Annotated in this window: 25 protein-coding genes and 1 other annotated feature; of the genes, 20 read left to right on the plus strand and 5 right to left on the minus strand. The window is 39.7% G+C overall.

The genetic code is table 11. The features are described 5' to 3' along the window. The first annotated feature begins 111 nt into the window (after nt 1-111). Both IGJ87_RS02470 and efmA read left to right on the plus strand, forming a co-directional pair. Nucleotides 112-456: a DUF1831 domain-containing protein gene (locus tag IGJ87_RS02470; RefSeq protein WP_002286736.1), complete on the plus strand. Its 345-nt coding sequence runs from the start codon at nt 112-114 to the stop codon at nt 454-456. Between the two features lie 270 nt (nt 457-726). Beyond that, nucleotides 727-2,013: a multidrug efflux MFS transporter EfmA gene (efmA, locus tag IGJ87_RS02475; protein WP_002291207.1), complete on the plus strand. Its 1,287-nt coding sequence runs from the start codon at nt 727-729 to the stop codon at nt 2,011-2,013. Between the two features lie 137 nt (nt 2,014-2,150). Here the strand turns inward: efmA and IGJ87_RS02480 are convergent, their stop codons facing one another. After that, complete coding sequence (locus IGJ87_RS02480; RefSeq protein WP_002286728.1) at nt 2,151-2,750, minus strand: metallophosphoesterase; 600 nt, start codon at nt 2,748-2,750, stop codon at nt 2,151-2,153. Nucleotides 2,751-3,153: 403 nt separating this feature from the next. Here IGJ87_RS02480 and mnmA point away from each other — a divergent pair, with 403 nt between their 5' ends. The 3 genes from mnmA (at nt 3,154) to IGJ87_RS02495 (ending at nt 7,074) form a co-directional block, all read left to right on the plus strand. Next, nucleotides 3,154-4,275 (plus strand): tRNA 2-thiouridine(34) synthase MnmA, encoded by a 1,122-nt coding sequence (mnmA, locus tag IGJ87_RS02485; protein WP_002286726.1) that lies wholly within the window; start codon nt 3,154-3,156, stop codon nt 4,273-4,275. 245 nt (nt 4,276-4,520) lie between these two features. Continuing rightward, nucleotides 4,521-5,942 carry an arginine-ornithine antiporter gene (arcD, locus tag IGJ87_RS02490; RefSeq protein WP_002286721.1) on the plus strand — a complete coding sequence of 474 codons (1,422 nt, stop codon included), beginning with the start codon at nt 4,521-4,523 and terminating at the stop codon, nt 5,940-5,942. Between the two features lie 13 nt (nt 5,943-5,955). Next, nucleotides 5,956-7,074, plus strand: a complete 1,119-nt coding sequence (locus IGJ87_RS02495) for an aminotransferase (protein ID WP_002295162.1) — start codon at nt 5,956-5,958, stop codon at nt 7,072-7,074. 59 nt (nt 7,075-7,133) lie between these two features. Here the strand turns inward: IGJ87_RS02495 and IGJ87_RS02500 are convergent, their stop codons facing one another. Next, nucleotides 7,134-8,426, minus strand: coding sequence for a multidrug efflux MFS transporter (locus IGJ87_RS02500; RefSeq protein ID WP_002286708.1), 1,293 nt, complete (start codon nt 8,424-8,426; stop codon nt 7,134-7,136). Between the two features lie 149 nt (nt 8,427-8,575). Between IGJ87_RS02500 and IGJ87_RS02505 the strand changes: the two genes are divergently transcribed. The 3 genes from IGJ87_RS02505 to IGJ87_RS02515 all read left to right on the plus strand — a co-directional run bounded on the left by IGJ87_RS02505 (nt 8,576) and on the right by IGJ87_RS02515 (nt 11,647). Then, nucleotides 8,576-9,136, plus strand: coding sequence for a TetR/AcrR family transcriptional regulator (locus IGJ87_RS02505; protein WP_002325877.1), 561 nt, complete (start codon nt 8,576-8,578; stop codon nt 9,134-9,136). A gap of 128 nt (nt 9,137-9,264) precedes the next feature. Then, a complete protein-coding gene (locus IGJ87_RS02510; protein WP_002286704.1) occupies nt 9,265-9,642 on the plus strand; it encodes a DUF1033 family protein in 378 nt (125 codons plus the stop codon). Then, nucleotides 9,575-11,647, plus strand: a complete 2,073-nt coding sequence (locus IGJ87_RS02515) for a DNA topoisomerase 3 (RefSeq protein ID WP_033655380.1) — start codon at nt 9,575-9,577, stop codon at nt 11,645-11,647. The genes IGJ87_RS02510 and IGJ87_RS02515 overlap by 68 nt, the downstream gene beginning before the upstream one ends. Before the next feature lie 210 nt (nt 11,648-11,857). On the opposite strand, the gene IGJ87_RS02520 is transcribed toward IGJ87_RS02515, so the two are convergent. After that, complete coding sequence (locus IGJ87_RS02520; RefSeq protein WP_002325875.1) at nt 11,858-12,805, minus strand: glycosyltransferase family 2 protein; 948 nt, start codon at nt 12,803-12,805, stop codon at nt 11,858-11,860. Nucleotides 12,806-13,050: 245 nt separating this feature from the next. On the opposite strand from IGJ87_RS02520, the gene IGJ87_RS02525 reads away from it, so the two are divergent. Beyond that, nucleotides 13,051-13,515 carry a methylated-DNA--[protein]-cysteine S-methyltransferase gene (locus IGJ87_RS02525; protein WP_002289775.1) on the plus strand — a complete coding sequence of 155 codons (465 nt, stop codon included), beginning with the start codon at nt 13,051-13,053 and terminating at the stop codon, nt 13,513-13,515. 61 nt (nt 13,516-13,576) lie between these two features. Here IGJ87_RS02525 and IGJ87_RS02530 read toward each other — a convergent pair whose 3' ends face one another. Both IGJ87_RS02530 and IGJ87_RS02535 read right to left on the minus strand, forming a co-directional pair. Continuing rightward, entirely contained in the window at nt 13,577-14,620 is a 1,044-nt protein-coding gene (locus IGJ87_RS02530; protein ID WP_002289776.1) for a YeiH family protein, read from the minus strand. 377 nt (nt 14,621-14,997) lie between these two features. Beyond that, nucleotides 14,998-15,963, minus strand: a complete 966-nt coding sequence (locus IGJ87_RS02535) for a TDT family transporter (RefSeq protein ID WP_002291188.1) — start codon at nt 15,961-15,963, stop codon at nt 14,998-15,000. Between the two features lie 233 nt (nt 15,964-16,196). Here IGJ87_RS02535 and IGJ87_RS02540 point away from each other — a divergent pair, with 233 nt between their 5' ends. From IGJ87_RS02540 to sufU, 11 genes are all read left to right on the plus strand, one after another. Then, nucleotides 16,197-17,042, plus strand: a complete 846-nt coding sequence (locus IGJ87_RS02540; RefSeq protein ID WP_002291186.1) for a LysR family transcriptional regulator — start codon at nt 16,197-16,199, stop codon at nt 17,040-17,042. Between the two features lie 190 nt (nt 17,043-17,232). Then, nucleotides 17,233-18,420: an FtsW/RodA/SpoVE family cell cycle protein gene (locus IGJ87_RS02545; protein ID WP_002291183.1), complete on the plus strand. Its 1,188-nt coding sequence runs from the start codon at nt 17,233-17,235 to the stop codon at nt 18,418-18,420. Nucleotides 18,421-18,425: 5 nt separating this feature from the next. Continuing rightward, a complete protein-coding gene (locus IGJ87_RS02550) occupies nt 18,426-18,782 on the plus strand; it encodes an arsenate reductase family protein (protein ID WP_002325873.1) in 357 nt (118 codons plus the stop codon). Between the two features lies 1 nt (nt 18,783). Next, on the plus strand, nt 18,784-19,122 hold the full coding sequence (locus tag IGJ87_RS02555; RefSeq protein ID WP_002291179.1) for a glycine cleavage system protein H: 339 nt from the start codon (nt 18,784-18,786) through the stop codon (nt 19,120-19,122). A 75-nt stretch (nt 19,123-19,197) separates the two neighbouring features. Next, nucleotides 19,198-19,454, plus strand: a binding site (T-box leader). A 62-nt stretch (nt 19,455-19,516) separates the two neighbouring features. After that, nucleotides 19,517-20,551: a methionine ABC transporter ATP-binding protein gene (locus tag IGJ87_RS02560; protein ID WP_025479267.1), complete on the plus strand. Its 1,035-nt coding sequence runs from the start codon at nt 19,517-19,519 to the stop codon at nt 20,549-20,551. Then, complete coding sequence (locus IGJ87_RS02565) at nt 20,544-21,230, plus strand: methionine ABC transporter permease (protein WP_002287674.1); 687 nt, start codon at nt 20,544-20,546, stop codon at nt 21,228-21,230. Before IGJ87_RS02560 ends, IGJ87_RS02565 begins: the two co-directional genes overlap by 8 nt. Nucleotides 21,231-21,253: 23 nt before the next feature. Continuing rightward, complete coding sequence (locus IGJ87_RS02570) at nt 21,254-22,102, plus strand: MetQ/NlpA family ABC transporter substrate-binding protein (protein ID WP_002287678.1); 849 nt, start codon at nt 21,254-21,256, stop codon at nt 22,100-22,102. 196 nt (nt 22,103-22,298) lie between these two features. Further along, entirely contained in the window at nt 22,299-23,072 is a 774-nt protein-coding gene (sufC, locus tag IGJ87_RS02575) for a Fe-S cluster assembly ATPase SufC (protein ID WP_002287679.1), read from the plus strand. Between the two features lie 12 nt (nt 23,073-23,084). Continuing rightward, complete coding sequence (sufD, locus tag IGJ87_RS02580) at nt 23,085-24,371, plus strand: Fe-S cluster assembly protein SufD (RefSeq protein ID WP_002325871.1); 1,287 nt, start codon at nt 23,085-23,087, stop codon at nt 24,369-24,371. Then, nucleotides 24,368-25,603: a cysteine desulfurase gene (locus IGJ87_RS02585; RefSeq protein ID WP_430609797.1), complete on the plus strand. Its 1,236-nt coding sequence runs from the start codon at nt 24,368-24,370 to the stop codon at nt 25,601-25,603. The genes sufD and IGJ87_RS02585 overlap by 4 nt, the downstream gene beginning before the upstream one ends. After that, entirely contained in the window at nt 25,590-26,060 is a 471-nt protein-coding gene (gene sufU / locus IGJ87_RS02590) for a Fe-S cluster assembly sulfur transfer protein SufU (protein ID WP_002323751.1), read from the plus strand. The genes IGJ87_RS02585 and sufU overlap by 14 nt, the downstream gene beginning before the upstream one ends.

Consider the following 26,060-nt stretch of genomic DNA (forward strand, 5'->3'; position numbering starts at 1 on the left):
AGATGTCTGAGAGAACGCCTTCATTTTTTAGGGAACTTAACTGAAAAACCTAGTAAAAATCAGGATAAACTTTTATAATAAAGAGAAACTAATTTTATCGAGGTGAAAATCATGGCATTTGAAACAACAGCAACGGTACTGGGCGCACCAATTAGCTATCGTTTGCATCCTGATGCAAAAAGATATACATTGCGCGATAATGGATTTACAGAAACAAACGGAGGCAATTATCAATTGATCCGACCATTAGATGCCACGCCGCAAAGCAAAGAAGGATTCAAATTAAAAATCACTGTATCAAAAGATATTCAAACATTGAAAATGTCGATCACTACAGCAAATGGATTGAAAGCAGTCAATATTTTCAAAGATCCAAAACAGAAAATGAGCCAAGATAAATTTTATTTTCTGATGGATGGGATGATTAGCCGTGGATTATTCGAAAAAGTCGAATGATCTGTGGATATAAAAAGACAACTAGTTTTGAAACGGCCTATTGTTAGATGACTAACTTTGTAAGGACGACGCAAATTAGTTGTCTTTTTTATTTTTAAATTTAACACATGTTGTTATTTTTAATATTTTGCTGATTTATTGTTTCTAAGTAAAGAAATTTAAATTGAAACGATTGTTATTTAGGGAAAAAGGTATTTTTTGAAAAAAGAATCCCGTATAATGATTGTTGTGCAAACGCTATACAAAATGAAAAAGAAAAGAGGGATGTTTATGGAAAATGAACAGTCGGTCGTTTTAACGAATTGGAAGAGAAATTATTTGTTCTTTTTATCGGGACAGTTTTTGTCAGGAATCACTAGTATGGTCGTCCAATATGCGATCATCTGGTATTTGACAAGAGAAACCGGTTCGGCGACAATTTTGAGTTTTGCTACTTTACTAGGAATGATTCCCATGGTTTTACTAAGCCCATTTGTAGGACCGCTAGTGGATCGCTGGGATAAAAAAGCTCTTTTGATTGTCACGGATATTATTGTAGCGATTTTCGCGCTTATTTTAGCAGTAGTCGGAACGATTTCAGAATCCTTCCCGATTTGGCTAGTTTTTGTGTCTTTGTTTATGCGTTCGGTCGCACAAACATTCCAAATGCCAACGATCCAGTCGATTATGCCGACAATCGTTCCATCTTCTCACATAACAAGGACGAATGGACAGTTAGGAATGGTCCAATCAGCGAATTTCATCATTGCGCCAGCTCTAGGTGCGGCTTTGTTTTCAGTCGTTCCTGTCAATTACCTTATTTTATTAGATGTATTGGGGGCAGTTTTTGGTGTCGGCTTATTGATTTTTGTGAAGATCCCAAAAGTTTCTCCTGAAATATTGGAAGTTCCGCTTACTATTTTTAAAGATGCAAAATTTGGGCTGCAGCAATTGATGGATAATAAAGGGTTATGGTACATAACGATCAATGGTGCATTTGTGATGCTGTTGTTCATGCCAGCAATCAGTCTGTATCCATTGATGACGCTAGATTACTTTGGTGGTTCCGTTGGACAGGCGGGAGCAGTGGAAGTAGTCTACGCAGTCGGAATGCTCTTAGGCGGTGCACTGATCAGTTTTATAGGAACATGGAAAGACCGAATGAAACCTATTATTATAGCCTACATCATTATGGGCCTGACGATCGGTGCAAGCGGATTGGTTCCAAACGATAGTCAAGGGTTCTTGTACTTTCTTATCTTGAATGCAGGAGCAGGTTGTGCAACGCCATATTTCAATACACTGCTGATGGCAATGATCCAGCAGAGTTATGAATCGAATGTTTTAGGTCGTGTCTTAGGGAACTTCAACTCTTTGATGAACCTGGCAGGTCCAATTGGATTATTATTTGCAGGACCATTAGCTGATCGTTTAGGGGTAGAAAAAATGTTCTTGTTTTCCGGAATCGGGATTTTATTATGCGGAATCGTTTTATTTTTAACGTCAGCTGCCCGAAATTATGATAAAGAATTACAGAAAAAACTGGTAAAAGAACACCATGAGCAAAAAGACGAATAGTATGGAATGGAGTTGTGACAGAAGTCTTGTTACAACTCCATTTCTGATCCTAATGTTCCTGTGGCAATAAGCCTACTCAAATGAAAAATATGAGTAATTATCTTTATTTGTTTAATACTTGATATAGGGCAGTTTTTTCACGACCTATCGTACTTCCTCTTTGCTTCATAGATTTCTTTGATTTGTTGCTCAGATAACGGAGTGCCAAATGGTAGTTTTTCCTTTAAGAGTTCTCTTTCCGGTGCGTCTACGCCTACATTGACATCGTTCTCGATAGGTACGCTGTAATGATGGATATGTCCATGAAGATTGCGGATAGTGTCGTTAGGCCCGAGCAACATCGGATAATGAGTCAAGTAATATTGTTGATGGTCGAATTTAACGATGGCACCTACATCATAAAAATAAAATTTGGGACTTCCGTCAGTAAGCCTAGGATCATTTTTTTCTAAATAACGGAAAAAAGCGCGACTGTCATGGTTCCCTTTGATCAAGTGGATTGTTCCTTGCAGTTGAGTGACCAGTTCCAAAATTTCTGCATTTGCTTTTTCATATTGCGGATGCATAGCAAGGTCGCCTAGATGATAAACATGGTCGGTTTCTTTTATTACTGCATTCCAGCTAGTGATCAACTGTTGGTTCATTTCATCCACATTTGCAAAGAGCCGCGGAGCAAAGTCGTTTTTTCCTAATAAGCGTTCATGGAAAAAGTGCATATCACTGATAAAGTAATTCATGTATCTTTTGCCTCCCTTTTTTCTTAGAGTAAACAAAATCACTTATCTGAGCAACTCATAACATCTAAAAAGAAAAGGTTGTAAATGAGACGTGCAGCTTTAAGCGATAAGAAGCAATTTTGAAAAATAGATTTTCACAATTTATAAAATTATTCCTTATTGCCGAAAGGCTGGCCCTTTTTATGAGTATGCCAATTTTTTATATCGAATGCTCAAAAGATGAGTGATTTTTTGGTTGACTATCATGTTTGTGTACTGAATAGGTCCAGTAGAACAGTATTTTTACGACTTGATAATTAAGGGATGAAATTTTCAGAAATATGACGTATAATGTAAAATACTGAAAAGTTGCGACCTTCAACTCGTAGATGTTTCAGAATCTAATTGAAATGATGGTGATATCATGACAGACAACAGCAAAACACGCGTTGTCGTAGGGATGAGCGGCGGTGTCGACTCATCTGTAACAGCACTTTTGTTAAAGGAACAAGGATACGACGTGATCGGAATATTCATGAAAAATTGGGATGACACGGACGAAAACGGTGTATGCACGGCCACGGAAGATTATAAGGATGTAGCGAAAGTAGCTGCTCAAATCGGGATTCCTTATTACTCTGTGAATTTTGAAAAAGAATATTGGGATCGTGTATTTGAATATTTCCTAGCCGAATACCGCGCAGGACGTACGCCTAACCCAGACGTGATGTGCAACAAAGAAATCAAATTCAAAGCATTCTTGGATTATGCAATGGATCTTGGCGCCGATTATGTAGCTACTGGACATTATGCGCAAGTCACTCGCGATGAAAACGGCGTGGTCCACATGCTTCGTGGAGTAGACAATAATAAAGATCAAACTTACTTCCTTAGCCAATTATCACAAGAACAGCTTTCAAAAACGATGTTCCCTCTAGGCGGCATGGAAAAATCAGAGGTACGGGCAATTGCTGAACGCGCAGGCCTTGCGACTGCTAAGAAAAAAGATTCAACGGGAATCTGCTTTATTGGTGAAAAGAACTTCAAACAATTTTTGAGCAACTATCTGCCAGCAAAAAAAGGAAATATGGTCACTCTTGATGGTGAAGTCAAAGGACAACATGCTGGCTTGATGTATTATACGATTGGTCAACGTCAAGGACTAGGGATCGGTGGCGGAGGAGATTCGCAAGAACCCTGGTTTGTTGTAGGAAAAGATCTAGCGACAAACACATTATATGTGGGGCAAGGGTTCCATCATCCTGCATTGTATGCCACAAGCTTGGATGCAAGTGAAATCCACTTTACGACGAATGAACCAATGCCAAAAGAATTCAAGTGTACAGCGAAATTCCGTTATCGTCAGCAAGACGTTCCTGTGACAGTTCGCTTATTGGATGATAATCGTGCAGAAGTCGTATTCGACGAACCTGTACGTGCAATCACTCCTGGACAAGCAGTTGTATTTTATGATGGAATGGAATGTCTGGGTGGTGGTTTGATCGACCACGCATATCAAGAAACAAAAGTTTTACAATACGTTTAAGCGATATTAAATGAATCAAAACAGCTATGGCTAACAAAAGAAACACCTTTTCTTTTGGATAGCATAGCTGTTTTTTTGCAATAAAATTAATTTTTATTCATTTTATACTTGAAATACTTGTGTAAAAAGTTCATAATATCCAATAATATGAATAAAGTTGCTTTTTGTTAAGCAAGAGCAGTTGCAAAATAGAAGGGAATCTTTTGCAAGTGATTTGTTCAATTTTATAAGTGAGGGTGATGGAAATGGAAAAGAAATCGACGGGTATTAGCAAATGGGGACTGGTTGCTCTGGTTGTCAGTTCGTCAATCGGAAGCGGTGTGTTTGGGATCACAAGTGATCTGGCTAGTTCTGCAGCTCCAGGGCCAGCGATCCTTTCATGGATAATCGTTGGGATTGGTATTTTAGCTTTGGTATTATCGCTGAATCATTTAGGAGAAAAACGTCCAGATCTAGATGGTGGTATTTTCGGTTACGCGGAAGCTTCATTTGGTAAATTAGGTGGCTTCATCAGTGGTTGGGGTTACTGGTTGTCTGCGTGGCTGGGAAATGTTGCTTTTGCAACGATGCTGATGAGCGCCATGGGAGAATTTTTCCCGATATTCAAAGGTGGACAAAATGTTCCTTCTATTTTATTTGCAAGTATTTTTATTTGGGGTCTGACTTTATTAGTAAACAATGGAGTTGAAGGAGCGAGCGTCATCAATACAATCGTAACGATCTGTAAATTAGTGCCATTATTCCTATTTTTAATATTTGTATTTATCGCATTTAAAGTGAATATATTCACTGCTGATTTTTGGGGTAACGTATCTGATAATCTAGTGAATGGAACAGGGCAGCAAGGAACGATCTGGTTGCAGATTAAAGGTTGTTTGATGGTTATGATGTGGGTCTTTGTAGGGATCGAAGGCGCAAGTGTTTTAGCCAACCGCGCGAAGAAACGTTCAGAAGCCCAGCAAGCATCGATCATTGGTCTGCTTTGTTTATTGTTTATCTATATCCTTGCTTCGATCTTGCCATACGGCGTCTTATCTCAAGAAGAGTTAGCAACTATTTCACAACCTGCTATGGCAAATATTTTAAAAGGAATCGTGGGAAATTGGGGAGCAGCGCTGATCAATATCGGCTTGATTATTTCGATCATTGGTTCTTGGTTGTCTTGGACGATGCTCCCAGCAGAAACAACGATGTTGATGGCTCGAGACGGTCTGTTGCCGAAAGGTTGGGGAAAAACGAATAAAAAAAATGCCCCAACTTATTCGTTAGTTGTTACTGCAATCTTGACTAATCTATTCTTATTGACTTTCTTAGTTACTGATTATGCCTATCAATTTGCCTATTCTTTATGTACAGCGGCAATTTTGATTTGTTATCTACTTGTCGGGATCTATCAAGTCCAGTTTTCTTTAAAAGAAGGAATCAAAAAACAAGTAGTGATCGGTGGGATTGCTGTAGTTTTTGAATTGATGGGCATCATTTTAGCAGGATTTTCTTATGTCCTTTTATGTAGTATTGCCTATCTTCCTGGTTTTTGCTTCTACTGGATCGCTTGTCGTGAAACCAAACATCAAATTACGGGAAAAGAAAAAGTAATGATTGGGCTGATTTGTGTGGCCGCACTGCTTTCAATCGGGTTGCTTGCTGTAGGCTGGATCAAGATATAAGGGGGAAAGAAACATGAAAATCGCAAATTTCGGTGTAGAAGAATGGCTAAATAAATGGGAAAAGAAAGCGGTATATGATATTGCACAAAGCTCGATCGAAGCATTGACATTAGACGAACTCGTTGGCTTAGATGGGACTAGCGTAAGTGAATTTTTCGAAAAACGCAAAAACGAACCATTGGACTATGGCTGGATCGAAGGATCAGATGTTTTCAAACAAGAAGTCGCTTCTCTTTATCAAACCGTCGATCCGGAAAACATCTTACAAACGAATGGAGCGACTGGTGCTAATCTTTTAGCTCTATACGCGTTAGTGGAAGCAGGAGACCATGTTGTTTCGATGCTTCCTACTTATCAGCAATTATATGACATCCCCAAATCTTTAGGTGCCGCTGTTGACTTTGTTCATTTGAAGGAAGAAGAAGATTGGCAGTTTGATTTAGAACAGCTAGAAGCCTTAGTCAAACCTGAAACAAAAATCATCTGTTTGAATAGTGCAAACAATCCTACAGGCACATTGCTAGATCGGAAAACTTTAGAAAAAATCGCAGAAATTGCTCGTACAGTAGATGCATATGTATTGATAGATGAAGTATATGCGCCTTTAACGGATAAAGGTGAATTCTTGTCGATCGTAGATGTCTATGAAAAAGGTATAGCAACCAATTCCCTATCCAAAACCTACTCCATTCCAGGTATTCGTATTGGCTGGACAGCTACTGGACCTGAGTTGGCAGAAGTTTTTCGAAAGTATCGAGACTACACGATGATTTGCGGCGGAGTCCTGTCAGATGATCTTGCTGTACATGCATTGAAGAATAAAGAAAAAATATTGGCGCGAAACAAAAAGATCATTACAGAGAACCTTGTGATTTTAAAACAATGGGTAGCCAATGAACCGAAAGTTGAACTTGTCGCTCCCAATTACGTCTCTACTTCTTTCATTAAATTAGCCATCGAAGAAGATGACCAGACATTTTGTATCAATTTATTAGAAGAAACAGGAGTACTATTAGTACCAGGAAGTGCCTTTGATTTACCGAAGCATGCCCGACTAGGTTACTGTTGTAAAAAAGAAACCTTGGAAAAGGGATTATTCCTCTTATCTGAGTTCTTGAAAAAACAGGCCTAAACAAAAACACTGCAAGGACAGTCTGTGACAACTGTTCAAGCAGTGTTTTTCATTTACGCTTATTGTCTATGAGAAGGAGAGTGCCCTGAAGCTATGGAGACTCCTGAAGCTTTTTCTTCTGCAGTTTCTTGCTGATGGATCTCTTGTGTATTGTGTCGTACAAGCAAGAAGTTGACCAAAACAAGAAGAGAAGTCGAAAGAAAGACGCCACGATAACCAAATGCACTGGAAACACTGGAGCCGATCATAGGCCCTACTACGTTACCAGTTGCTTGGAAAGATTGGTTATAACTGAAGATCCGTCCAGCAGCTTGATGAGGCGAATATTTTGTGATTAATGCTTGGACAGCAGGGAGCAGACAAGCATCAGAGATACCAATCAAAAAACGTAAGGCAGCTAATTGCCAAACATTCGTGACGAATGCCATTGGGATATAAACCAGAATCGCAAAACCCAAACCAATCGCAAGTATTCTTTCACTCCCAATCTTGTCACCTAAGCGACCAAATCTTGGAGCGGCTATCAAAGTGGCAATCCCAGGTATCGAAGCGATGATTCCGCTGATCAACGTAACATTCCCATGTCCATGCAGCAATTGGCGAATGTACAGACTGATGATTGGACTAATGGAATTGTTGGATGCTTGGATGATCATCGTTGTGACGAACATACCGATGACGACGTGTGGATATTTCAAGTCTTTGAAAATCTGTTTGGCAGAAACCATGTTTTCTTTTTTCACTGGGACAAATTTTTCATGGACGAAAAACAGACTCAACAAGAAGACGAAAAATAAGATGATCCCTGTAATGAAAAAGGTAGGGCGATAGCCAAACGCTGAAGCAGAGATCCCGCCAAGAAGCGGTCCAAGTAATGTTCCTGTAACAGAACCAGTTGCTAAGGTTCCAAGAACTTGACCACTTTTTTCTTTTGGCGTCCCAGTTGCGACAAGGGCAGTGGCATTACTGATATAACCAGAAAAAATCCCTTGAAGCAGACGCAATGCGACTAATTGATACACACTAGTCACGCAACCCATCAAAGAAATGACGATTGCCATTCCTAATGAAGCACGCAACAGCATCAATTTTCTTCCTTTTTGGTCGGCTAATTTTCCCCACCAAGGAGAGATAAGCGTAGTCACCAAGAAAGTAGATGAAAAAGTCAATCCGCTCCAAAAGTTCAATTGTGACGTACTATAATTACCTAACGTATCTATGTAAAGTGACATAAAAGGCATGACTAAACTAAATCCGATACCAGCCATAAATGTTCCAAACCATAAGACAAACAAGTTTTGTTCCCAAGTTTCTCTTTTCCTAAATAATTTTTCCTTTATTCTTGCAGCCAATTAGACTCCTTCTTTCTGAAAATTTTCATCTACAGATCTTTATTATAAACTACAATATGTAGTTTATCAATGAAAGTCTCTTTTTTCTCTTTCTTTTTCGTGGTAAACTGAAAGAGTGAAGGATTTATTTTATGAGAGGAAACATGGAAATGAAAAAAAGAAATCTGTCTCAAGAGAAAATCATCGACTGCTTTCGAGAACTAGCAGAAGAGATGGATGTTCAGCAAATAACCTTTCAGCATTTAGCCAAACGCTTAGATATCAAGGCTCCCTCGCTGTATAACCATTTCAAAAATATTCGTGATGTCAAAACAGCGCTAACAGCGAAACTTCTGCAGGAACTTAATGACCAGCTGCGACGGGCTCTTGTGGGAAAAAGTGGTCAGGAAGCACTGCAGATCTATGCAGAAACTTATCGATCCTTTGCTTTTTCAAATCAAGCAGTGTATGAGTTACTGATCAGTGTACCGCATACCAATGAAGCTATTTTATTAGATGGAATCCATGAAACGAATCAGATCATTTTGCAGATATTTGAGGCTTTTCAATTAACGAAAGAAGAAAAAGTTCATCGAAGCAGGGAACTTCGTAGTATGATCCACGGTTATCTTTCCTTACGTTTTTTAGGATACTTTACAAAAGAACCAACAATCGATCCAGAAGACAGCTATTTTTGGATGATCAATGACTTTATCGCTACTTTGCCTTAAACAATCAGATTCATTTGTAACAATTTTAAGATGTTCATTAAATGACCCTTTTATAAGAGAAAATTCTTGCAACTTTCTTGAAAAGTGACTAAGATGAGTCTAGAAAAGCTGAAAGAAGGAGCACGAGTATGTATCAAGTAATTACCATGTTCGGGGACAATGAGCCTTGGTGGTTTTTTGAAGACTGGGAAGAAGATATTGAAGAAGAAGAAACATTCGAGTCTTTCGAAGAAGCACGACAAGCGTACGAAAAACAATGGAACGAAATCCATCAAAATTATGAATATATCAATGCAAAAAGTAACTTTCTCAGCGCCTTTTGGAATGACGGAGATGAGCGCTGGTGTGAAGAGTGTGACGATGATTTACAGCAATACAAGGGACTTGCGTTGTTGAAAAATCATCAGCCCATCACAGTAGAAAGCAGAAAGGAATTTTATGAAACAACTAATTCTAGCGGAAAAACCAAGCGTTGCGAAAGACCTAAGCAAGGTGCTTGGTGCTAATCAAAAGCACAAAAATTATTATGAAGGACCCAAGGTGATCGTTACTTGGGCCCTTGGTCATTTATTAGGATTGAAAATGCCGGAAGATCTGAATAAGGAATGGCAGAGCTGGCAAATGGACACGTTGCCAATGATCCCTAAAAAACTAGGAATCAAACCACTTCCTAAAACAGGACATCAATTAAAAGCAATCAAGCAGCTGGCTCAGCGAAAAGATGTCTCAGAAGCAGTCATTGCGACAGATGCCGGAAGAGAAGGGGAACTTGTTGCTCGCTGGATCTTAGAGTATGTGCATTTCAATAAACCAGTGAAGCGGTTATGGATCTCTTCTCAAACAGATAAAGCAATCAAAACTGGATTCAAGCAACTAAGACCTGCGAAAGAATATGATGCATTGTATGAATCTGCTCTTGCCCGGGCAAAAGCGGACTGGCTGGTAGGATTGAATGTGACCAGAGCCTTAACTGTGAAGTACGCGGATAATTTATCAGCAGGCCGTGTGCAGACACCGACACTAGCATTAGTGAGAGACCAAGAAAAGAAAATCGAGCAGTTCCGTCCACAAACGTATTTCACGATCACGTTGCAAGCTGGAAAAGAACAAGCCAAAATGCTTCAAAAAAATCAATTTGCTTTAAGAACACAAGAAGAAGCACAAAAACTTGTTCAATTGATCAGTACAAGCAAAGGAACTGTCACAGAAGTCCAAGAAAAATTAAAAACGGAATCTGCGCCATTGCCTTATGATTTAACAGAGATCCAAAGAGAAGCCAATCAACGCTATGGCTATTCTGCAAAGAAAACATTAAGTCTTGTACAAAGTTTGTATGAGACCCATAAGATCGTTACTTATCCGCGTACAGACAGCAAATATCTGACAAATGACATGAAAAGTACGATGAAAGAACGATTGCAAGCAGTCAGCGACTTTGCTCCTGAGGTCAAGCAGTATTTGAAAAACGGAGCCATCGTCCAACAGACAAAAGTATTCCAAGACAGTAAAGTGACCGATCACCATGCACTTTTGCCAACTGAAAACAGAGCACGTTATGAAAAATTAAGTAATGAAGAGCAAAAAATCTACCAAATGATTGTCTCTCGTTTTTTAGGACTGTTTGCTCAACCCCATAAAGTCAGCCAAACAAAAGTTACGGTTGAATTTGGTAAAGAACGATTCATTTTTCGGCAAAATCGTGTCGTCCAAGCAGGATGGAAAGGCGAAACTGAAACTGAGACGGAAACAGTCAAATGGGAAAAAGGAATGAGAATCAATCCCGATTTCGCCATCAAAAAAGAACTATCTGCACCGCCTAAACCATTGTCAGAAGCAAGCTTGCTTGGTCAAATGGAAAAATACAGTCTGGGAACCCCAGCTACGCGTGCAGAGATTATCGAGAAACTAATCAAATCTGAACTGATGGAACGTACCCCTCAAGGACTGCAAGTATCTCCTAAAGGTAAGCAATTATTAGTATTGGTAAATCCCTCTTTAGTAACACCAGATTTGACAGAAAGCTGGGAAAAAGACCTTGAAGCTATTGCTGCAGGAAAGAAACAAGCAGGAACCTTCTTGAATGGAATCGAAAAAGAAACAAAACGCTTGGTGAATGAGATCAAATCAAGCAAACAAGAATATCAAGATTTCTCGATTACCCAAAAGAAATGCCCAGAATGTGGGGCCAATCTGCGCGAGAAAAACACACGTGACGGCAAAATCTATGTCTGCACCAATTCAGATTGCAACTACCGCAGAAGAAAAGATCCAAAAGTCTCTAATCATCGATGCCCGCAATGTCACCGGAAAATGGAAATCATCGAAGGTAAAAACGGTGCTTATTTCCGTTGTAAATACGATGGAACGACAGAAAAATTGCTTGATAAAAAAGAGCAGAAGAAGAAAATGACCAAACATGAAGAACGACGCTTGCTGAAAAAATATGCACAAGCAGAAGAACCAGAAGAAAGCCCATTAGCAGCAGCACTAAAAGCAGCAATGAAGAAGTAATAAGATATGAAAGAGGTTGTGATAGAAGTGGTCAGCTTCAAGAAATAAGAAGGAATTTACGAAAATTGCTTCTCAAATTTTTGTGAAATTTCGGCTTATTTCCGAAGAAGCTACTTCTGGAACACCATTTATTCGGAAAAAAGGACTGTGACAAGACTTTTGTCACAGTCCTTTTTCATTTAAAAAAATGTTTACTTCATTTGACGTATATTATTGGTGAGGCTTCAATTCATTTAGCTTCACTTTTTCTGTTTCTCTTATGATATAAACAGGACGCTGTTTCGTTTCTAAGAAGATTTTCCCGATATATTTCCCGATGATTCCAAGACATAACAATTGGATTCCACCAATGAACAGGAAGATCGAGACCATGGAAGGCCATCCTGATGTAGGATCACCAAACAACAATGCCCGCAAAATAATGAACAAAATTGCAATACCAGAACCGACACAAGACAAAGCGCCGATAAATGAAGCAATCGTTAACGGTGCATCCGAGAAGTTCACGATACCATCAATCGAGTAGTTGAATAATTTCCAGAAGGACCAAGATGTTTCGCCAGCCACACGTTCGCGGTTTTCATAAGAAATATATTCTGTTTTAAATCCGACCCAGCTAAATAATCCTTTTGAAAATCGGTTGTATTCTGTTAATTCTAGGACGGCATCCACCATTTGACGAGTCATCAAGCGGAAATCACGAGCGCCATCGACCATTTCTGTATCGCTGATTTTATTGATCAACTGGTAGAATTTTTTCGCAAAGAAACTGCGTATCGCAGGCTCGCCTTCACGAGTCGAACGCCGGGTGCCGACACAATCGATATCAGAAGTAGTGATCCGGTTGATCATCTCAGGAAGCAGTTCGGGCGGATCTTGCAGATCAACATCCATCACGGTCACTAAATCTCCTGTAGAAGCTTGCAATCCAGCGTACAGAGCCGCTTCTTTCCCAAAATTTCTGGAAAATGAGACAAAGCGGACATAAGGATAAGCTGAGGCTAGCTTTTTGATTGCTGCTAACGTACCGTCTTTTGATCCGTCGTCAATAAACAAATATTCGAACTCATGGGCACCTTTGAATTTTTCAACCTCATCAAAAAAAAGAGGAACAGTTTTTTCTTCATTAAAACATGGGACAACAATTGATACTTTCATCGTTTCTATCCTTTCAATCGTATGTTTATATATGGTTTACATTCAAAATTTAATAAACCTTAAATAACACTTTTAAAATTTGATTTTACGTAAAAGAACAGGTATTCTTTTTGTAAACTAACGTATTTAGTTTACCATGTTTCCTCGGTTTATCAAACTTTTAAGAACAATTTTTATTAGTTGGCAAGTAGTTTTGGATAGAGAAAAAGGAGGAAGTTCCAGTCTATTGACTAGGAGCAAACAAAATGAAAATACACACACCTATCGGCTTTTTATGGTTAGATGCAGATGAATCCGGATTGACTGCTGTATCTTTTCAGCCAATTTCAGAAAGCGAATCAGCGAATCAGCGAATTTTAACGCGCACACAAGAACAGTTTGAAGAATATTTTGCGGGAAAAAGAAAAGAATTTGATGTTCCTTTATCTATAAAGAGAGGTACGCCTTTTCAGCAAAATGTCTGGAAAGCTTTGTCGACCATTCCTTATGGAGAAATCCGAACGTATAAAGAAGTAGCCGTTGCTGTTGATAGTCCGAAAGCTGTGCGAGCGATTGGGCAGGCAAATCGAACCAATCCATTGCCAATCGTTATTCCTTGTCATCGAGTGATCGGGCAAAATGGAAAACTGACAGGATATATGGGAAACGCAATAGATGGGGTTGAAATCAAACGCCAATTGTTGTTGTTAGAAGGATATCTGCAAAATTAAAAACAGTTGTGATTCGGACATTGTTCCATGCGAGAATCACAACTGTTTTTTCATGTTCATTCTAAACTTTGATCAGCCAAATAAATAGTAAAGCCATCACTGTTTGGAGAAGCCCGACAGCTAATCCATAAGATAAGAAGCGTGTACCTTCTTTCATGAATTTTGCAAAGTCTAAACGCAGACCAATTGCCGCTAAAGCAGTGATCTCAAACCAGCTGCTGATAAAATGTGCCGATTGGTCAATAACTACAGGTAAAGAAAACAAGCTGTTGACCAAACAAAAGATCACAAACCCTAATACATACCAAGGAAGCGGTAATTTTCGTTTTTTCTGCGTATCAGTTGGCGTTTCAAACAGAGCTGGTTGTTTCTTGTGCATGAATTTTTCAAACAGATAGACAACAACAACGAGCATCATAATACGTAGAATCTTAAATAGCATGGCGAATTCGACAACAGAATTGTCAAGTAAGCTTGCCCCAGCGACTACTTGACCAACAGATTGGAGTGTACCACCCAAAAGTGCACTTTTTTCAATGAGATTTCCACCAAACAACTGTAATCCAAGAAAAGGGAGAGTCAACATCATCACAGTACCCAGTAGATTGACTAGTGTGATGATCTGTCCTTTTTCTTCCTCTTTCGCATGGATGGAAGGGGCGATTGAAGCAATAGCAGAAGAACCACAAACAGCGTTTCCTCCAGCCATCATCAAAGAAGAAGTATCGCTGAATTGCAGTTTTTTACCAATCAAGTAAGCACCGATGATAGTGACTGACATTTGCAGTAACACAAAAACAATTCCTTTTACACCAATTTGAGCAATCGTTTGAGCTGTGACAGTTGCACCTAGTAAAAAAACAGAGAATTCTAATAGTTTGCTTTCAGCAAATTTTGTGCCGATTGCTAGAACAGGCTGTTTAAAAAAAGTATTTCCTAATAAAATACCCAATAAAATAGCAATAGTCGCTCCACCTAACTGTGGCAGATAAATAGCAAGAAGCCTGCTGAAGGCAGCGATGGCAAAAGAAAGCAGTAAACCGGGTAAGATTTCGCGGACCGCTGAATCCTTTACAGATTTTATTGGATGTGACAATGATTTCATTTGATCGGTTCCTTTCGTCAATAAATACTAAAAGCATACTCGAACATAGTAGCACTAAACCAGTATTTTGACAAAAGAACAAGAGGTCGTGACAAAAGTCTTGTCACGACCTCTTGTTTCGAATAAACGGTGTTCCAGAAGTAGCTTCTACGGAAATAAGCCGAAATTTCACAAAAATTTGAGAAGCAATTTTCGTAAATTCCTTCTTATTTCTTGAAGCTGACCACTTCTTTTACGACCTCTTGGTAAACGGTGTTCAAAAGCTTGCATCTGCGGTAATAAGCCCAACCAGTACAAAAACATGAACAGCTGTTTTTGTTTGGCCGTTCTTATTACTTGATGCAGAACAGCTTTTTCACAACCTATTGAATCGATTATTAAGCGATTTTTTTAGAAACAAATTTTCCATGTTTGCTATGTTCTTTAATTAAGAAACGTACGTAATGAGCAAGAACGTAGAAGACAACTACACTTGCAAACAGACATTCCGCAACTTTTAAGAAATCCAATACGCTACTATAGATACCTAAACTGTTGAAGTAATGAACAGTAGTAAATATAGCTGTTGCAGAGATAACAAGCGGGAATGTAAAGGCTGCATAGCTTGGATAAAAACGAAGCTTGAACAAACGTGGAAGCATAGACAGCACAACGAAATACAATACTTGAGATAAAGCGAACAATGCTACGACAAGATAAAAATTAGGTTCAGCAAAGTTTTTAAGATAACCTGTTAGGCAAAGAGAACCAGGTGCTGCAACGATCGTAATCAGCGGACGTGTCGGATGAGCCATATTTCTTACGAAAAAGACACGTTTGATGATGATCGGCAATAAGAACGCATAGCAGATCAATGAAATCCAAAAGAAAATTTTTCCAATAAGTGGGAAGAAGTTCCCGGCAGTTACAGTGATGACCCCAAATCCAACGTAAATGATAAACCAGCTTGGATAAATTGCTTCAATTGAAAGATCAGCTTTGATAACATGGTGATAATTGAAATAAAAGACAAGGATCACTTGGAAGATAACAGCGCACAGCCAAATGAATTTGACAATTGGTGCAATACTTTCATATGAAACAAAATAAGTACAAATAACCATGAGTGACATCGTAAAAGTTGGTGAAACGGAGGCGATAATTGGATCATGCAACGTTTGTTTCGTGTGTTCGAATAAGATAAACAATTTAACAAAAATGAATATCATAAGAATCATAGAGATACCGCCAGTTAGATTGCCTAAAGCAACATGGTGATAGTCTTTAAACAGATTTCCAAGGGAAGCTAACCCAAGGATCAACCCGCAGATCGGGATCGGAATAATTTTCAAAAAGTTCTTCATATATAATATTCTCCTTTTTATTTAATAGATTTTAGTACCAAGATGAACGAATACATTGTAAAATGAATAGGAATGTATGATTACGAGCAAGCAGACAGCTGATTGTCTTCATCTAAGTTACTAGTTGGATCAGCAACTGTTTTGTTGTACATTTCTATTATAGATGGTTTTTTGTATATTTAAATCAAATAGTTTTTATAGTAATTATCATAAAAAGTTATGGAAGTGGTGCCATGTTTAAGTTATTAACGACTTTTCGAGCAGTATATGAAACAAGAAATTTTTCCAGAGCAGCAGAAGTACTGTTTTTATCTCAACCAGCAGTCTCGAATCAAATCAAACAGTTGGAGCGGGAATTGAATATCGATCTTTTTCAACGTAACGGAAGAAAAGAGATGCTTCCAACTAAGCAAGCCGACTTATTATATGAACGGACACTGGTTTTGTTAGAAGAATGGGAAGAAACTCAGCAAAAATTGCTCAATGAACAAAATGAAGAAGAAGTATGTCGGATCGTTGCTTCCCACACCTTTGCTGTCTATCTTTTGCCTCAGTTGATGAAACATCTGATCAAAAGGTTTCCTAAAGTGCATTTTGAGATCGAAATCGCGAATTCTCATGAATCATTAGAACAAGTAGCGAAACATGAATCCGATTTTGGTTTTATCGAAAAGCCATTAGAGACTTCCGGCGTACAAAGATACTCTTTGATGGAAGACCAGCTAGTCATCGCTGGGGACCCAAAAAGCAAATTGTGGCTTGTAAGAGAAGCAAACTCTGGTGTTTTTCATTACACGCAGCGTTATTTTGAAGAGATGAATATCCAAGATAAGAAGATGATCGTGAAAAGTAACGATGTAATTGTTGCGTTGCTGAAGGAAGGAATCGGTCGCTCGATTTTGTCTAAGCGCTCTGTTCCAGAAAATGTGCCAATGACTCCGTTGAATTTCCATCGATATTTTTATTTCATCCAACGAACCAATCTGGTTTCTGATCAGCTGCTAGAGATTGCCGAAGAGATCCTTCGATACAATGAAAGCACAGAAACTTCTCACAGCGAGGAGAATCTCAGCTGGTAGATAATTGCATGTATCAAAAAAAGTTCTATGATACACTAAAGATAAGCAGTAGGCTTTTGTACTGCATTTGCTCAAGCAACTGCACAAACGGAAAGTTAATTTTTCCCAAATGTCTATGGAAAGACTTTCCATTATCTAACTGGACCGCTATAATAATCAGCAGTATGGTTTTTAAGAAAAGGGATGAAACATGGAAAAAAAATTAAAAGCTTCGAACGATAATCGTATTGATTATGGCGTGATTTTACCAGTCTTTCTGTTATGTTTGATTGGTCTGCTCTCATTATATGTAGCACTTAGCCATGATCCGAACAATCCAGCAGTCTTGAAAGGCGTAGGGATGCAAGTTGTCTGGTATTTAGTTGGAGCGGCAGCAATCGTTGTCATCATGCATTTGAATTCCAAATGGATCTGGAAACTGACTCCTTACCTTTATGGTTTGGGGTTAGTGGTAATGGGACTCTTGCTCAAATTCTATGATCAGAATTTAGCTGCTTCAACAGGGTCTAAAAACTGGTTTCGATTCGGTGCGTTTACTTTCCAGCCAGCAGAGTTGATGAAGATTGCGTACATCTTGATGATGGCACTGATCGTAACTAAACATAATACGCAAGTAAAAGAACGGACGATGAAATCGGACTTTTGGCTGATTGGGAAGCTCTTGATCGTGACAATACCGGTTTTAGCATTGATCATGGCCCAAGATGACTTTGGAACGATGCTTGTCTTTCTTGCGATCTTTGGCGGGATTTTCCTGATGTCTGGAATCTCTTGGCGCATCATCGCACCTGTAGTAATCTTGGCAGTAGTCGTTGGAGCAGGAACGATCTTCTTGGTTACGACTGAAGGCGGAAGAGACTTGCTTTATAAAGTTGGCTTCAAATCTTATCAGTTTGCACGTATTGATTCATGGCTGGACCCTTTCCATGATACGTCAGGAATGAGTTATCAGCCGGCCCAAGGACTTTTGGCAATTGGTACCGGTGGCTTGTTTGGTAAAGGATTCAACGTAAGCAATATCTATGTGCCTGTTCGTGAGTCCGATATGATTTTTACCGTTATCGGTGAAAACTTCGGCTTTATCGGTGGTGCATTCGTCATTTTCTTGTATTTTATTTTAATCTATCGTATGATTCGGGTGTGTTTCGATACGAATAATGAATTTTACGCTTATATCGCAAGCGGTTTGATCATGATGCTGCTGTTCCATGTCTTTGAGAATATTGGAGCAAATATCGGATTACTTCCTTTAACAGGGATCCCATTGCCTTTCATTAGTCAGGGAGGATCTTCGATTTTAGGGAACATGATCGGTATCGGGTTGATATTATCGATGAGATACCAAAATGAAGCACCTGCAAGATCTTCAAGGAGGTAAGAAAATTGTACACCTTTTACTGGTACCCGAAATGTTCAACATGCAAAAAAGCCAAAGCGTGGTTAGACCAGCATGGCGTTAGTTATCAAACTGTTGATATGATCAAAGAAGTACCGAAGGCCTCAACGATTGAGACTTGGCTAGAAACGAGTCAAGTACCAATCCGTCGCCTGTTCAACACAAGCGGGATGAAATATCGGGAACTTGGACTGAAAGATCAAGTAGGCGAGTTTACGACTTCAAAAGCAAGCCAAGTCTTATCGACAGATGGCATGCTGATCAAGCGGCCGCTGATCGTACGAGAGGACCAGCTTGTTGCAATTGGATTCAATGAAAAAATTTATGAAGGAGAACTGATATAAAATGGCAGGCAAGCATTTGAAGAAAAAGGACAACCTTTGGATCTTATTTAATGGAAAAGAATACTGTGTTGGTTTGACAAATGAAGCGCAAGAAGAACTTGGAGACATCACGTTTGCCAATCTGCCAAAAGCAGGACAATCGCTAAAAAAAGATGAACCTCTGATCGAAGTTGAAGCGGAAAAAGCGGTCAATGAATTTGCCAGCCCGCTAACGGGTACAGTTTCTTCTGTTAATGATAAAATCGGTGAAGATATCAATATCTTGAATGATTCAGATGAAATGAATGCGTGGATCTTAAGTTTCAAAGATGTTGATCCAAAAGAATTTGACGAATTATAAAATCAGAAAATCACTTGAAAAAAGTTGACACTGATTCTTCCAGTTGCTATAATCATAAGCAATCCTATATGAAACGAGAAAGCTTTGAAAAGAAGAGTACATGTCACGGACGTTTGAAGAGAGCCCTGTTTGCTGAAAATGGGTAACGAAAATGAGATGGAAGATGGTCTTAGAGCAGAGTAAGCGAGCGTAAGCAAACTTACTACGGGAGTGCCCGTTACAGCGCGACAGTATACGGAAAGAAGCTAAGTCCAAGTACTGGAAGAGGCTGTTATTGCGAAGTAACGGTAAATCAAGGTGGTAACACGGAAGTTCAAGCTTTCGTCCTTTTGCTTAAGGCAAGAGGGCGAAGGCTTTTTTGTTTGAAAAATCATAAGAGAAAGATGTGAATGGCATGTCATTAATCCAACTAACGAATGTCAAAAAGACATTCAATGGGAAAAACGGAAACATCCAAGCCGTCAATGACGTTTCACTAAACGTTGAAAAAGGGGATATTTATGGAATCGTCGGCTATTCTGGTGCAGGAAAAAGTACATTAGTCCGTCTCCTGAATGGACTTGAGCTTCCCACGAGCGGCGAAGTGATCGTAAACGATCAAGATATTACAAAATTAAAAAACAAAGAATTACGTACATTCCGAAAGAAAATCGGTATGATCTTCCAGCATTTCAACCTGTTATGGTCAAGAACTGTACTTGAAAATATCCAGCTGCCGCTGGAATTAGCTGGCGTACCAAAGAGCAAACGTAAAGAACGGGCAGAAGAACTGTTGCGTTTAGTCGGGTTAGAAGGACGCGGACAAGCATATCCTTCACAACTTTCCGGCGGACAGAAACAACGCGTCGGTATCGCACGAGCATTGGCAAATGATCCTGAGATCCTGCTTTGTGATGAGGCTACTAGCGCATTGGACCCGCAAACAACAGAAGAAGTATTAGACTTATTGTTAGCGATCAATAAGAAATTGAATTTGACCATCGTCTTGATCACACATGAAATGAATGTGATCCGCAAAATCTGCAACAAAGTCGCTGTAATGGAGTTGGGGAAAGTCGTAGAAGAAGGAGACGTATTGACTGTCTTCAGACAACCGAAAAAAGAAGTAACCAAACGCTTTGTACAACAAGACATCGAACCAGAAGCTGATTCGACAGAACTATTAGCTGAACTCATCAAAGAAAATCCAAGCGGCCGTTTGGCAACTTTGACCTTTAGCGAAAGAAATGCCAACGAGCCAGTCATTTCCCAAGCGATTCGACGCTATAACATCGATGTCAATGTTGTGTATGGAAAGATCAAACAAGTGAAAGAAGGTTCCTTTGGTTCATTGACTGTCTTGATGACTGGTAAAACCAAAGAATTAGATCAAGCAGAAGTGTTCATCAAAGAACAAGGAGTAGGAATTGAGGTGATCCATCGTGGATAAAAGCTTTTCAGAAACATATCTAGATTTTAAACAAATCAACCCGGAAACGATGAATCAGGCTATCCTTGATACACTATATATGACATTAATCTCAATGGTCTTAGTGACGATCATCGGATTAGTTTTGGGATTGATCCTTTACTCTATTGGACGCAAAAACAAACCGTATGCTCGAATCATTTATGGAATCGTATCGATCATCAGTAATATTTTCCGGTCAACGCCATTTATGATCCTGATGGTTTTGATCATTCCATTTACTAAAGCAATCGTAGGCACTATGCTAGGTGCGCAAGCAGCCATTCCAGCTCTTGTTTTATCCGCAGCACCATTTTATGCCCGTCTAGTAGAGATTGCTTTTCGTGAAGTCAGCCCTGGTGTACTGGAAGCAGCAGATGCAATGGGAGCAAGTTACTGGGAGATCATCTGGAAGGTCTTGATACCTGAAAGTATTCCCGCATTGATTTCTGGATTAACAGTTACAACGATCTCGATGATCGGATTTACTGCGATGGCCGGCGCGATCGGCGCAGGTGGACTTGGAGGTCTTGCTTGGCAGGAAGGCTACCAGCGTGGTAATCTGACAGTGACATTCGTTGCGACTTTAATTATTTTACTAATCGTATTTATCGTTCAAGGAATCGGTGATTTCTTAACTAAGAAAACAGACAAAAGATAATAGGATATAGGGGGATGTAGGATATGAAAAAGAAAATTTTTGGATTTGCAGCAGCGCTTTTGCTGACTGTAGGATTAGCAGCATGCGGTAACAACAGCGACAGCAAAGATTCAGCAAATAAAGCAGACGACACGACATTGAAAGTCGGCGCTTCACCGACACCGCACGCAGAGATTTTGGAACATGTGAAACCATTATTGAAAGATGAAGGAATCGATCTTGAAATCGTCAAATTCGATGACTATGTATTACCGAACCAATCTTTGGAAGAAGGCGACATTGATGCCAATTACTTCCAGCATATTCCTTATTTGAACAAAGAAATCAAAGAAAAAGGATATGACTTTGTCAATGCCGGTGCTGTCCACATCGAACCAATGGGCTTGTACTCTAAAAAAGTCAAAGATGTTTCCGAATTAAAAGATGGTGCAACAATCATTACTTCAAATTCTGAATCAGACTGGGGACGCATCATCACAATTCTACAAGATGCTGGCTTAGTCAAAGTCAAAGATGGAGTAGATCTGGAAACAGCAACATTCGATGATATTGAAGAAAACCCTAAGAACTTGAAGTTCAACCATACGATCGACCCATCACTTTTAGCTTCTACGTACCAAAATGATGAAGGTGACCTAGTTGCAATCAACGCAAACTTCGCTTACGGCGCAGGGTTGAATCCATTAGAAGATGCCGTATTGCTTGAAAAGGACAACTCTCCTTACGTGAATATTATTGCGACTCGTAAAGGTGATGAAGACAGTGACAAAATCAAAAAACTGATTGAAGTGCTTCACCGCAAAGAAGTCCAAGAATGGATCACAGACAAATGGGGCGGCTCTGTTAAACCAGTAAAGGCTGATGCAAAATAAGGTATGGAACAAAAAAGATGAGAAATAAGTCTGTAATGGCTTATTTCTCATCTTTTTTATATCTATTCTAATTTAGAAATCAAAATTGTTTAATAATAAATAAAAGATATTTGATTTTAGTAAGGAAGGTCATTGCGCTTCATTCTCAATTAGTCTAAAATGAGTGAGAACGAAAGAGAATTTGGGGGTATAATGCATGTCTGTCTTAGAAATAAAAAATCTACATGTGTCGATCGAGGAAAAAGAAATCCTTAAAGGCGTAAACCTAACAATGAAAACCGGAGAAATCCATGCCATCATGGGACCTAACGGCACAGGAAAATCTACCTTATCTGCCGCTATCATGGGCAATCCAAACTATGAAGTAACAGAAGGCGAAATTTTGTTTGACGGGAAAAATGTTTTAGACTTGGAAGTAGATGAACGTGCGCGACTTGGCTTATTTTTAGCTATGCAATATCCAAGTGAGATACCAGGTATCACGAATGCGGAATTCATGCGTGCAGCGATCAATGCGAAACGTGATGAAAACGACAAAATTTCTGTTATGGCATTTTTGAAAAAGTTAGATGAAAAAATGGCTTTACTAAATATGCCAGAAGAAATGGCTGAACGTTATCTGAACGAAGGTTTTTCTGGCGGAGAAAAGAAACGGAATGAGATCCTGCAATTGTTGATGTTAGAACCAACATTTGCAATTTTAGACGAAATCGATTCAGGTCTGGATATCGATGCTTTGAAAGTCGTTGCTAAAGGAGTAAATGAAATGCGCGGAGACAATTTCGGTGCATTGATCATCACCCACTATCAACGATTATTGAACTATATCACACCTGATGTCGTTCACATCATGATGGAAGGCCGAGTAGTCATGACAGGGAATGCTGACCTAGCTAAACGTCTGGAAGCAGAAGGCTACGCTGGTATCAGTAAAGAATTAGGAATCGACTATAAAGAAGAAGAAGCGTAAGGGGGAGCAAGAATGAAAGAAAAAAACTGGCTCGATTATCTTGACGCGGTAAATGATTTTTCTTTAAGTAAAGGCGAACCTGATTGGATGAGAACCTTCCGTCAAGACGCACTAGCGAAAGCAGATGAACTGCCATTGCCGCATATCGATCGGGTGAAATTCCATCGCTGGTCGTTATTTGATGTGAAAGAAACACAAACCATCAGTGAAACAGGCACGATTCCGGCATTTGATGCAATGAAAGACAATCCTGTGCTTGTCCAACAAGGTTCATGGACGATTTTTGAACAACTGCCTGTGGAATTAGCAGAAAAAGGAGTCATTTTTACCGACTTGTTCACTGCAATGATCGAATATCCAGAACTAGTCCAAGAATATTATATGAAAAAAGCAGTAAATATGAACGAAGACCAATTGACTGCACTCCATGTAGCTTTTATGAACAGCGGTATTTTCCTGTATGTGCCTAAAAATGTCGTGATCGATGAACCACTCGAGTCCTTATTCATTCAAGATGGCGCATCTGATGAGCACTTCTTCAAGCATGTGCTGATCGTGGCAGATGAACATAGTGAATTTTCTTATCTGGAACGTTTCCAGACAACCAAAGAACAAGTAGAAAAATCATCAGGTAACATCATCGTGGAAGTCATCGCTAAAGCTGGTTCAAAAATCAAATATTCAGCTGTAGATCAATTAGGAGAGAATATTACTTCTTATATGAATCGCCGTGGGCACATTTTACGAGATGCTTCTGTCGACTGGGCAATTGGTGTCATGAATGACGGTCATGTGATCGCTGACTTTGACTCAGATTTAGCAGGAGAAGGTGCACACGCAGAAGTCAAAATCGTGGCAATCAGCTCGGGCAGACAAATCCAAGGAATCGATACACGAGTAACCAATAAAGCCCCTCATACGATCGGGCATATTTTGCAACACGGAGTGATCCGAGAAAAAGGAACATTGACCTTTAATGGTATCGGCCACATCTTGAAAGGGGCAAAAGGTGCAGATGCCCAACAAGAAAGTCGTGTCTTGATGCTTTCTGATAAAGCACGTGGTGATGCGAATCCTATTCTTTTGATCGATGAAAACGAAGTAACTGCTGGACATGCTGCCAGTGTAGGACGAGTTGATCCAGAAGAAATGTACTATCTGATGAGTAGAGGATTGCATAAAGAAGAAGCAGAGCGCTTAGTGATTCGAGGATTCCTCGGTTCTGTCTTAACAGCAATCCCTGTAGAACAAGTTCGGAAAGAATTAGTCGAAGTAATCGAAGGGAAGTTGAATGGATGATCGATGCTAAAAAGCTACGCAATGATTTTCCTATCTTATTTCAAGACGTCAATGATGAACCTTTAGTTTATCTGGATAATGCAGCGACGACCCAAAAGCCAAAACAAATACTCCAGGCATTAGCGCACTATTACGAACACGATAACGCCAATGTTCATCGCGGTGTCCATACGTTAGCAGAACGCGCGACCCATGATTATGAACAAGCAAGAGAAAAAGTACGGGCGTTCATCCATGCAAAAGAAACAGCAGAAGTGCTGTTTACTCGTGGTACGACGACAAGCTTGAATTGGGTAGCCAGAAGCTTCGGCGACCGCTATATCAAAGCAGGAGACGAGATAGTGCTCTCTTACATGGAACATCATTCTAATGTTATCCCGTGGCAGCAGTTGGCAAAACGAACAGGTGCTGTCTTGAAATATATCGAACTAACAGAAGAAGGCTTCCTGGATATGGAGGATGCAGCGAAAAAGATTACGGACAAAACCAAAATCGTCTCCATTGCTCATGTATCCAATGTCTTAGGTGTCATCAATCCTGTTCAAGAATTAGCTGAACTTGTCCATGAAAACGGCGGGGTCATCGTAGTAGATGGTGCTCAATCTGCCCCGCACATGGCCATTGATGTCCAAGCACTAGACTGTGATTTCTTTGCTTTCAGCGGACACAAAATGTGCGGACCAACAGGTATTGGTGTTTTATATGGTAAACGAAAATGGTTAGAAGAAATGGAACCTGTTGAATTTGGTGGCGAAATGATCGATTTTGTCGAATTATACGACAGTACATGGAAAGAACTACCTTGGAAATTCGAAGCAGGGACACCAAATATCGCCGGCGCTATCGCATTAGGCCATGCAATCGATTATTTGCAAGAACTCGGCATGGATAATATCCATCGATATGAAGAAGAACTAGCCGCTTATGTGTTGCCAAAATTACAAGCAATTGATGGATTGACTGTTTATGGTCCACAAGACCCGAATTTTCGGACAGGAGTCGTTGCATTCAATTTGGATGGGTTACATCCCCATGATGTCGCGACAGCTTTAGACATGGAAGGGGTAGCCGTCAGAGCAGGTCATCATTGTGCGCAACCGCTATTGAAGTACCTTGAAGTATCAGCGACTGCTCGCGCGAGCTTTTATTTCTACAACACAACGCAAGACGCCGACCGTTTAGTTGAAGCAATCATGGCAACAAAGGAGTTTTTCCAACATGGGACTATCTAAATTAGACAATTTATACCGTCAAGTGATCTTGGATCATTCTTCCCATCCGCATCATCGTGGAAGCTTGACTGACTCGACAAGCAAGATCGAATTGAACAACCCCACATGTGGAGATGTGATCGAATTGCAAGTCGATGTAAAAGACGGAATCATCCAAAATATCGCCTTTGACGGCAGTGGCTGCTCCATCAGTACGGCAAGTGCCTCGATGATGACAGACGCCGTCATCGGAAAATCAATAGAAGAAGCAGAACATTTAACTGTAGACTTTCTACAGCTTGTCCAAGGAAAAGAAGTCAAAGATCCCGACCAATTAGGCGATGCTGCTATGCTTGGTGGTGTAGCTAAATTTCCCGCTCGGATCAAATGTGCGACACTTGCCTGGAAAGCACTAGGAAAAGCAATGGAAAACGATGGTACCGCAGCTTTCCATCATTACCACAAGGAAGAGGAGTGA

The sequence above is a fragment of the Enterococcus sp. DIV1411a genome (assembly GCF_050531945.1).
Lineage (GTDB): Bacteria > Bacillota > Bacilli > Lactobacillales > Enterococcaceae > Enterococcus_B > Enterococcus_B faecium.

Bases quoted from the DNA above. Each gene is read 5' to 3' on its own strand.
- sufU (WP_002323751.1), top strand. From the start codon at position 25,590: ATGGGACTATCTAAATTAGACAATTTATACCGTCAAGTGATCTTGGAT.
- IGJ87_RS02545 (WP_002291183.1), top strand. From the start codon at position 17,233: ATGGAAAAAAAATTAAAAGCTTCGAACGATAATCGTATTGATTATGGC.
- efmA (WP_002291207.1), top strand. From the start codon at position 727: ATGGAAAATGAACAGTCGGTCGTTTTAACGAATTGGAAGAGAAATTAT.
- IGJ87_RS02540 (WP_002291186.1), top strand. From the start codon at position 16,197: ATGTTTAAGTTATTAACGACTTTTCGAGCAGTATATGAAACAAGAAAT.
- IGJ87_RS02530 (WP_002289776.1), bottom strand. From the start codon at position 14,620: ATGAAATCATTGTCACATCCAATAAAATCTGTAAAGGATTCAGCGGTC.
- IGJ87_RS02510 (WP_002286704.1), top strand. From the start codon at position 9,265: ATGTATCAAGTAATTACCATGTTCGGGGACAATGAGCCTTGGTGGTTT.
- IGJ87_RS02535 (WP_002291188.1), bottom strand. From the start codon at position 15,963: ATGAAGAACTTTTTGAAAATTATTCCGATCCCGATCTGCGGGTTGATC.
- IGJ87_RS02525 (WP_002289775.1), top strand. From the start codon at position 13,051: ATGAAAATACACACACCTATCGGCTTTTTATGGTTAGATGCAGATGAA.
- mnmA (WP_002286726.1), top strand. From the start codon at position 3,154: ATGACAGACAACAGCAAAACACGCGTTGTCGTAGGGATGAGCGGCGGT.
- IGJ87_RS02520 (WP_002325875.1), bottom strand. From the start codon at position 12,805: ATGAAAGTATCAATTGTTGTCCCATGTTTTAATGAAGAAAAAACTGTT.
- IGJ87_RS02560 (WP_025479267.1), top strand. From the start codon at position 19,517: ATGTCATTAATCCAACTAACGAATGTCAAAAAGACATTCAATGGGAAA.
- arcD (WP_002286721.1), top strand. From the start codon at position 4,521: ATGGAAAAGAAATCGACGGGTATTAGCAAATGGGGACTGGTTGCTCTG.
- sufD (WP_002325871.1), top strand. From the start codon at position 23,085: ATGAAAGAAAAAAACTGGCTCGATTATCTTGACGCGGTAAATGATTTT.
- IGJ87_RS02555 (WP_002291179.1), top strand. From the start codon at position 18,784: ATGGCAGGCAAGCATTTGAAGAAAAAGGACAACCTTTGGATCTTATTT.
- IGJ87_RS02470 (WP_002286736.1), top strand. From the start codon at position 112: ATGGCATTTGAAACAACAGCAACGGTACTGGGCGCACCAATTAGCTAT.
- IGJ87_RS02495 (WP_002295162.1), top strand. From the start codon at position 5,956: ATGAAAATCGCAAATTTCGGTGTAGAAGAATGGCTAAATAAATGGGAA.
- IGJ87_RS02585 (WP_430609797.1), top strand. From the start codon at position 24,368: ATGATCGATGCTAAAAAGCTACGCAATGATTTTCCTATCTTATTTCAA.
- sufC (WP_002287679.1), top strand. From the start codon at position 22,299: ATGTCTGTCTTAGAAATAAAAAATCTACATGTGTCGATCGAGGAAAAA.
- IGJ87_RS02505 (WP_002325877.1), top strand. From the start codon at position 8,576: ATGAAAAAAAGAAATCTGTCTCAAGAGAAAATCATCGACTGCTTTCGA.
- IGJ87_RS02480 (WP_002286728.1), bottom strand. From the start codon at position 2,750: ATGAATTACTTTATCAGTGATATGCACTTTTTCCATGAACGCTTATTA.
- IGJ87_RS02515 (WP_033655380.1), top strand. From the start codon at position 9,575: ATGAAACAACTAATTCTAGCGGAAAAACCAAGCGTTGCGAAAGACCTA.
- IGJ87_RS02570 (WP_002287678.1), top strand. From the start codon at position 21,254: ATGAAAAAGAAAATTTTTGGATTTGCAGCAGCGCTTTTGCTGACTGTA.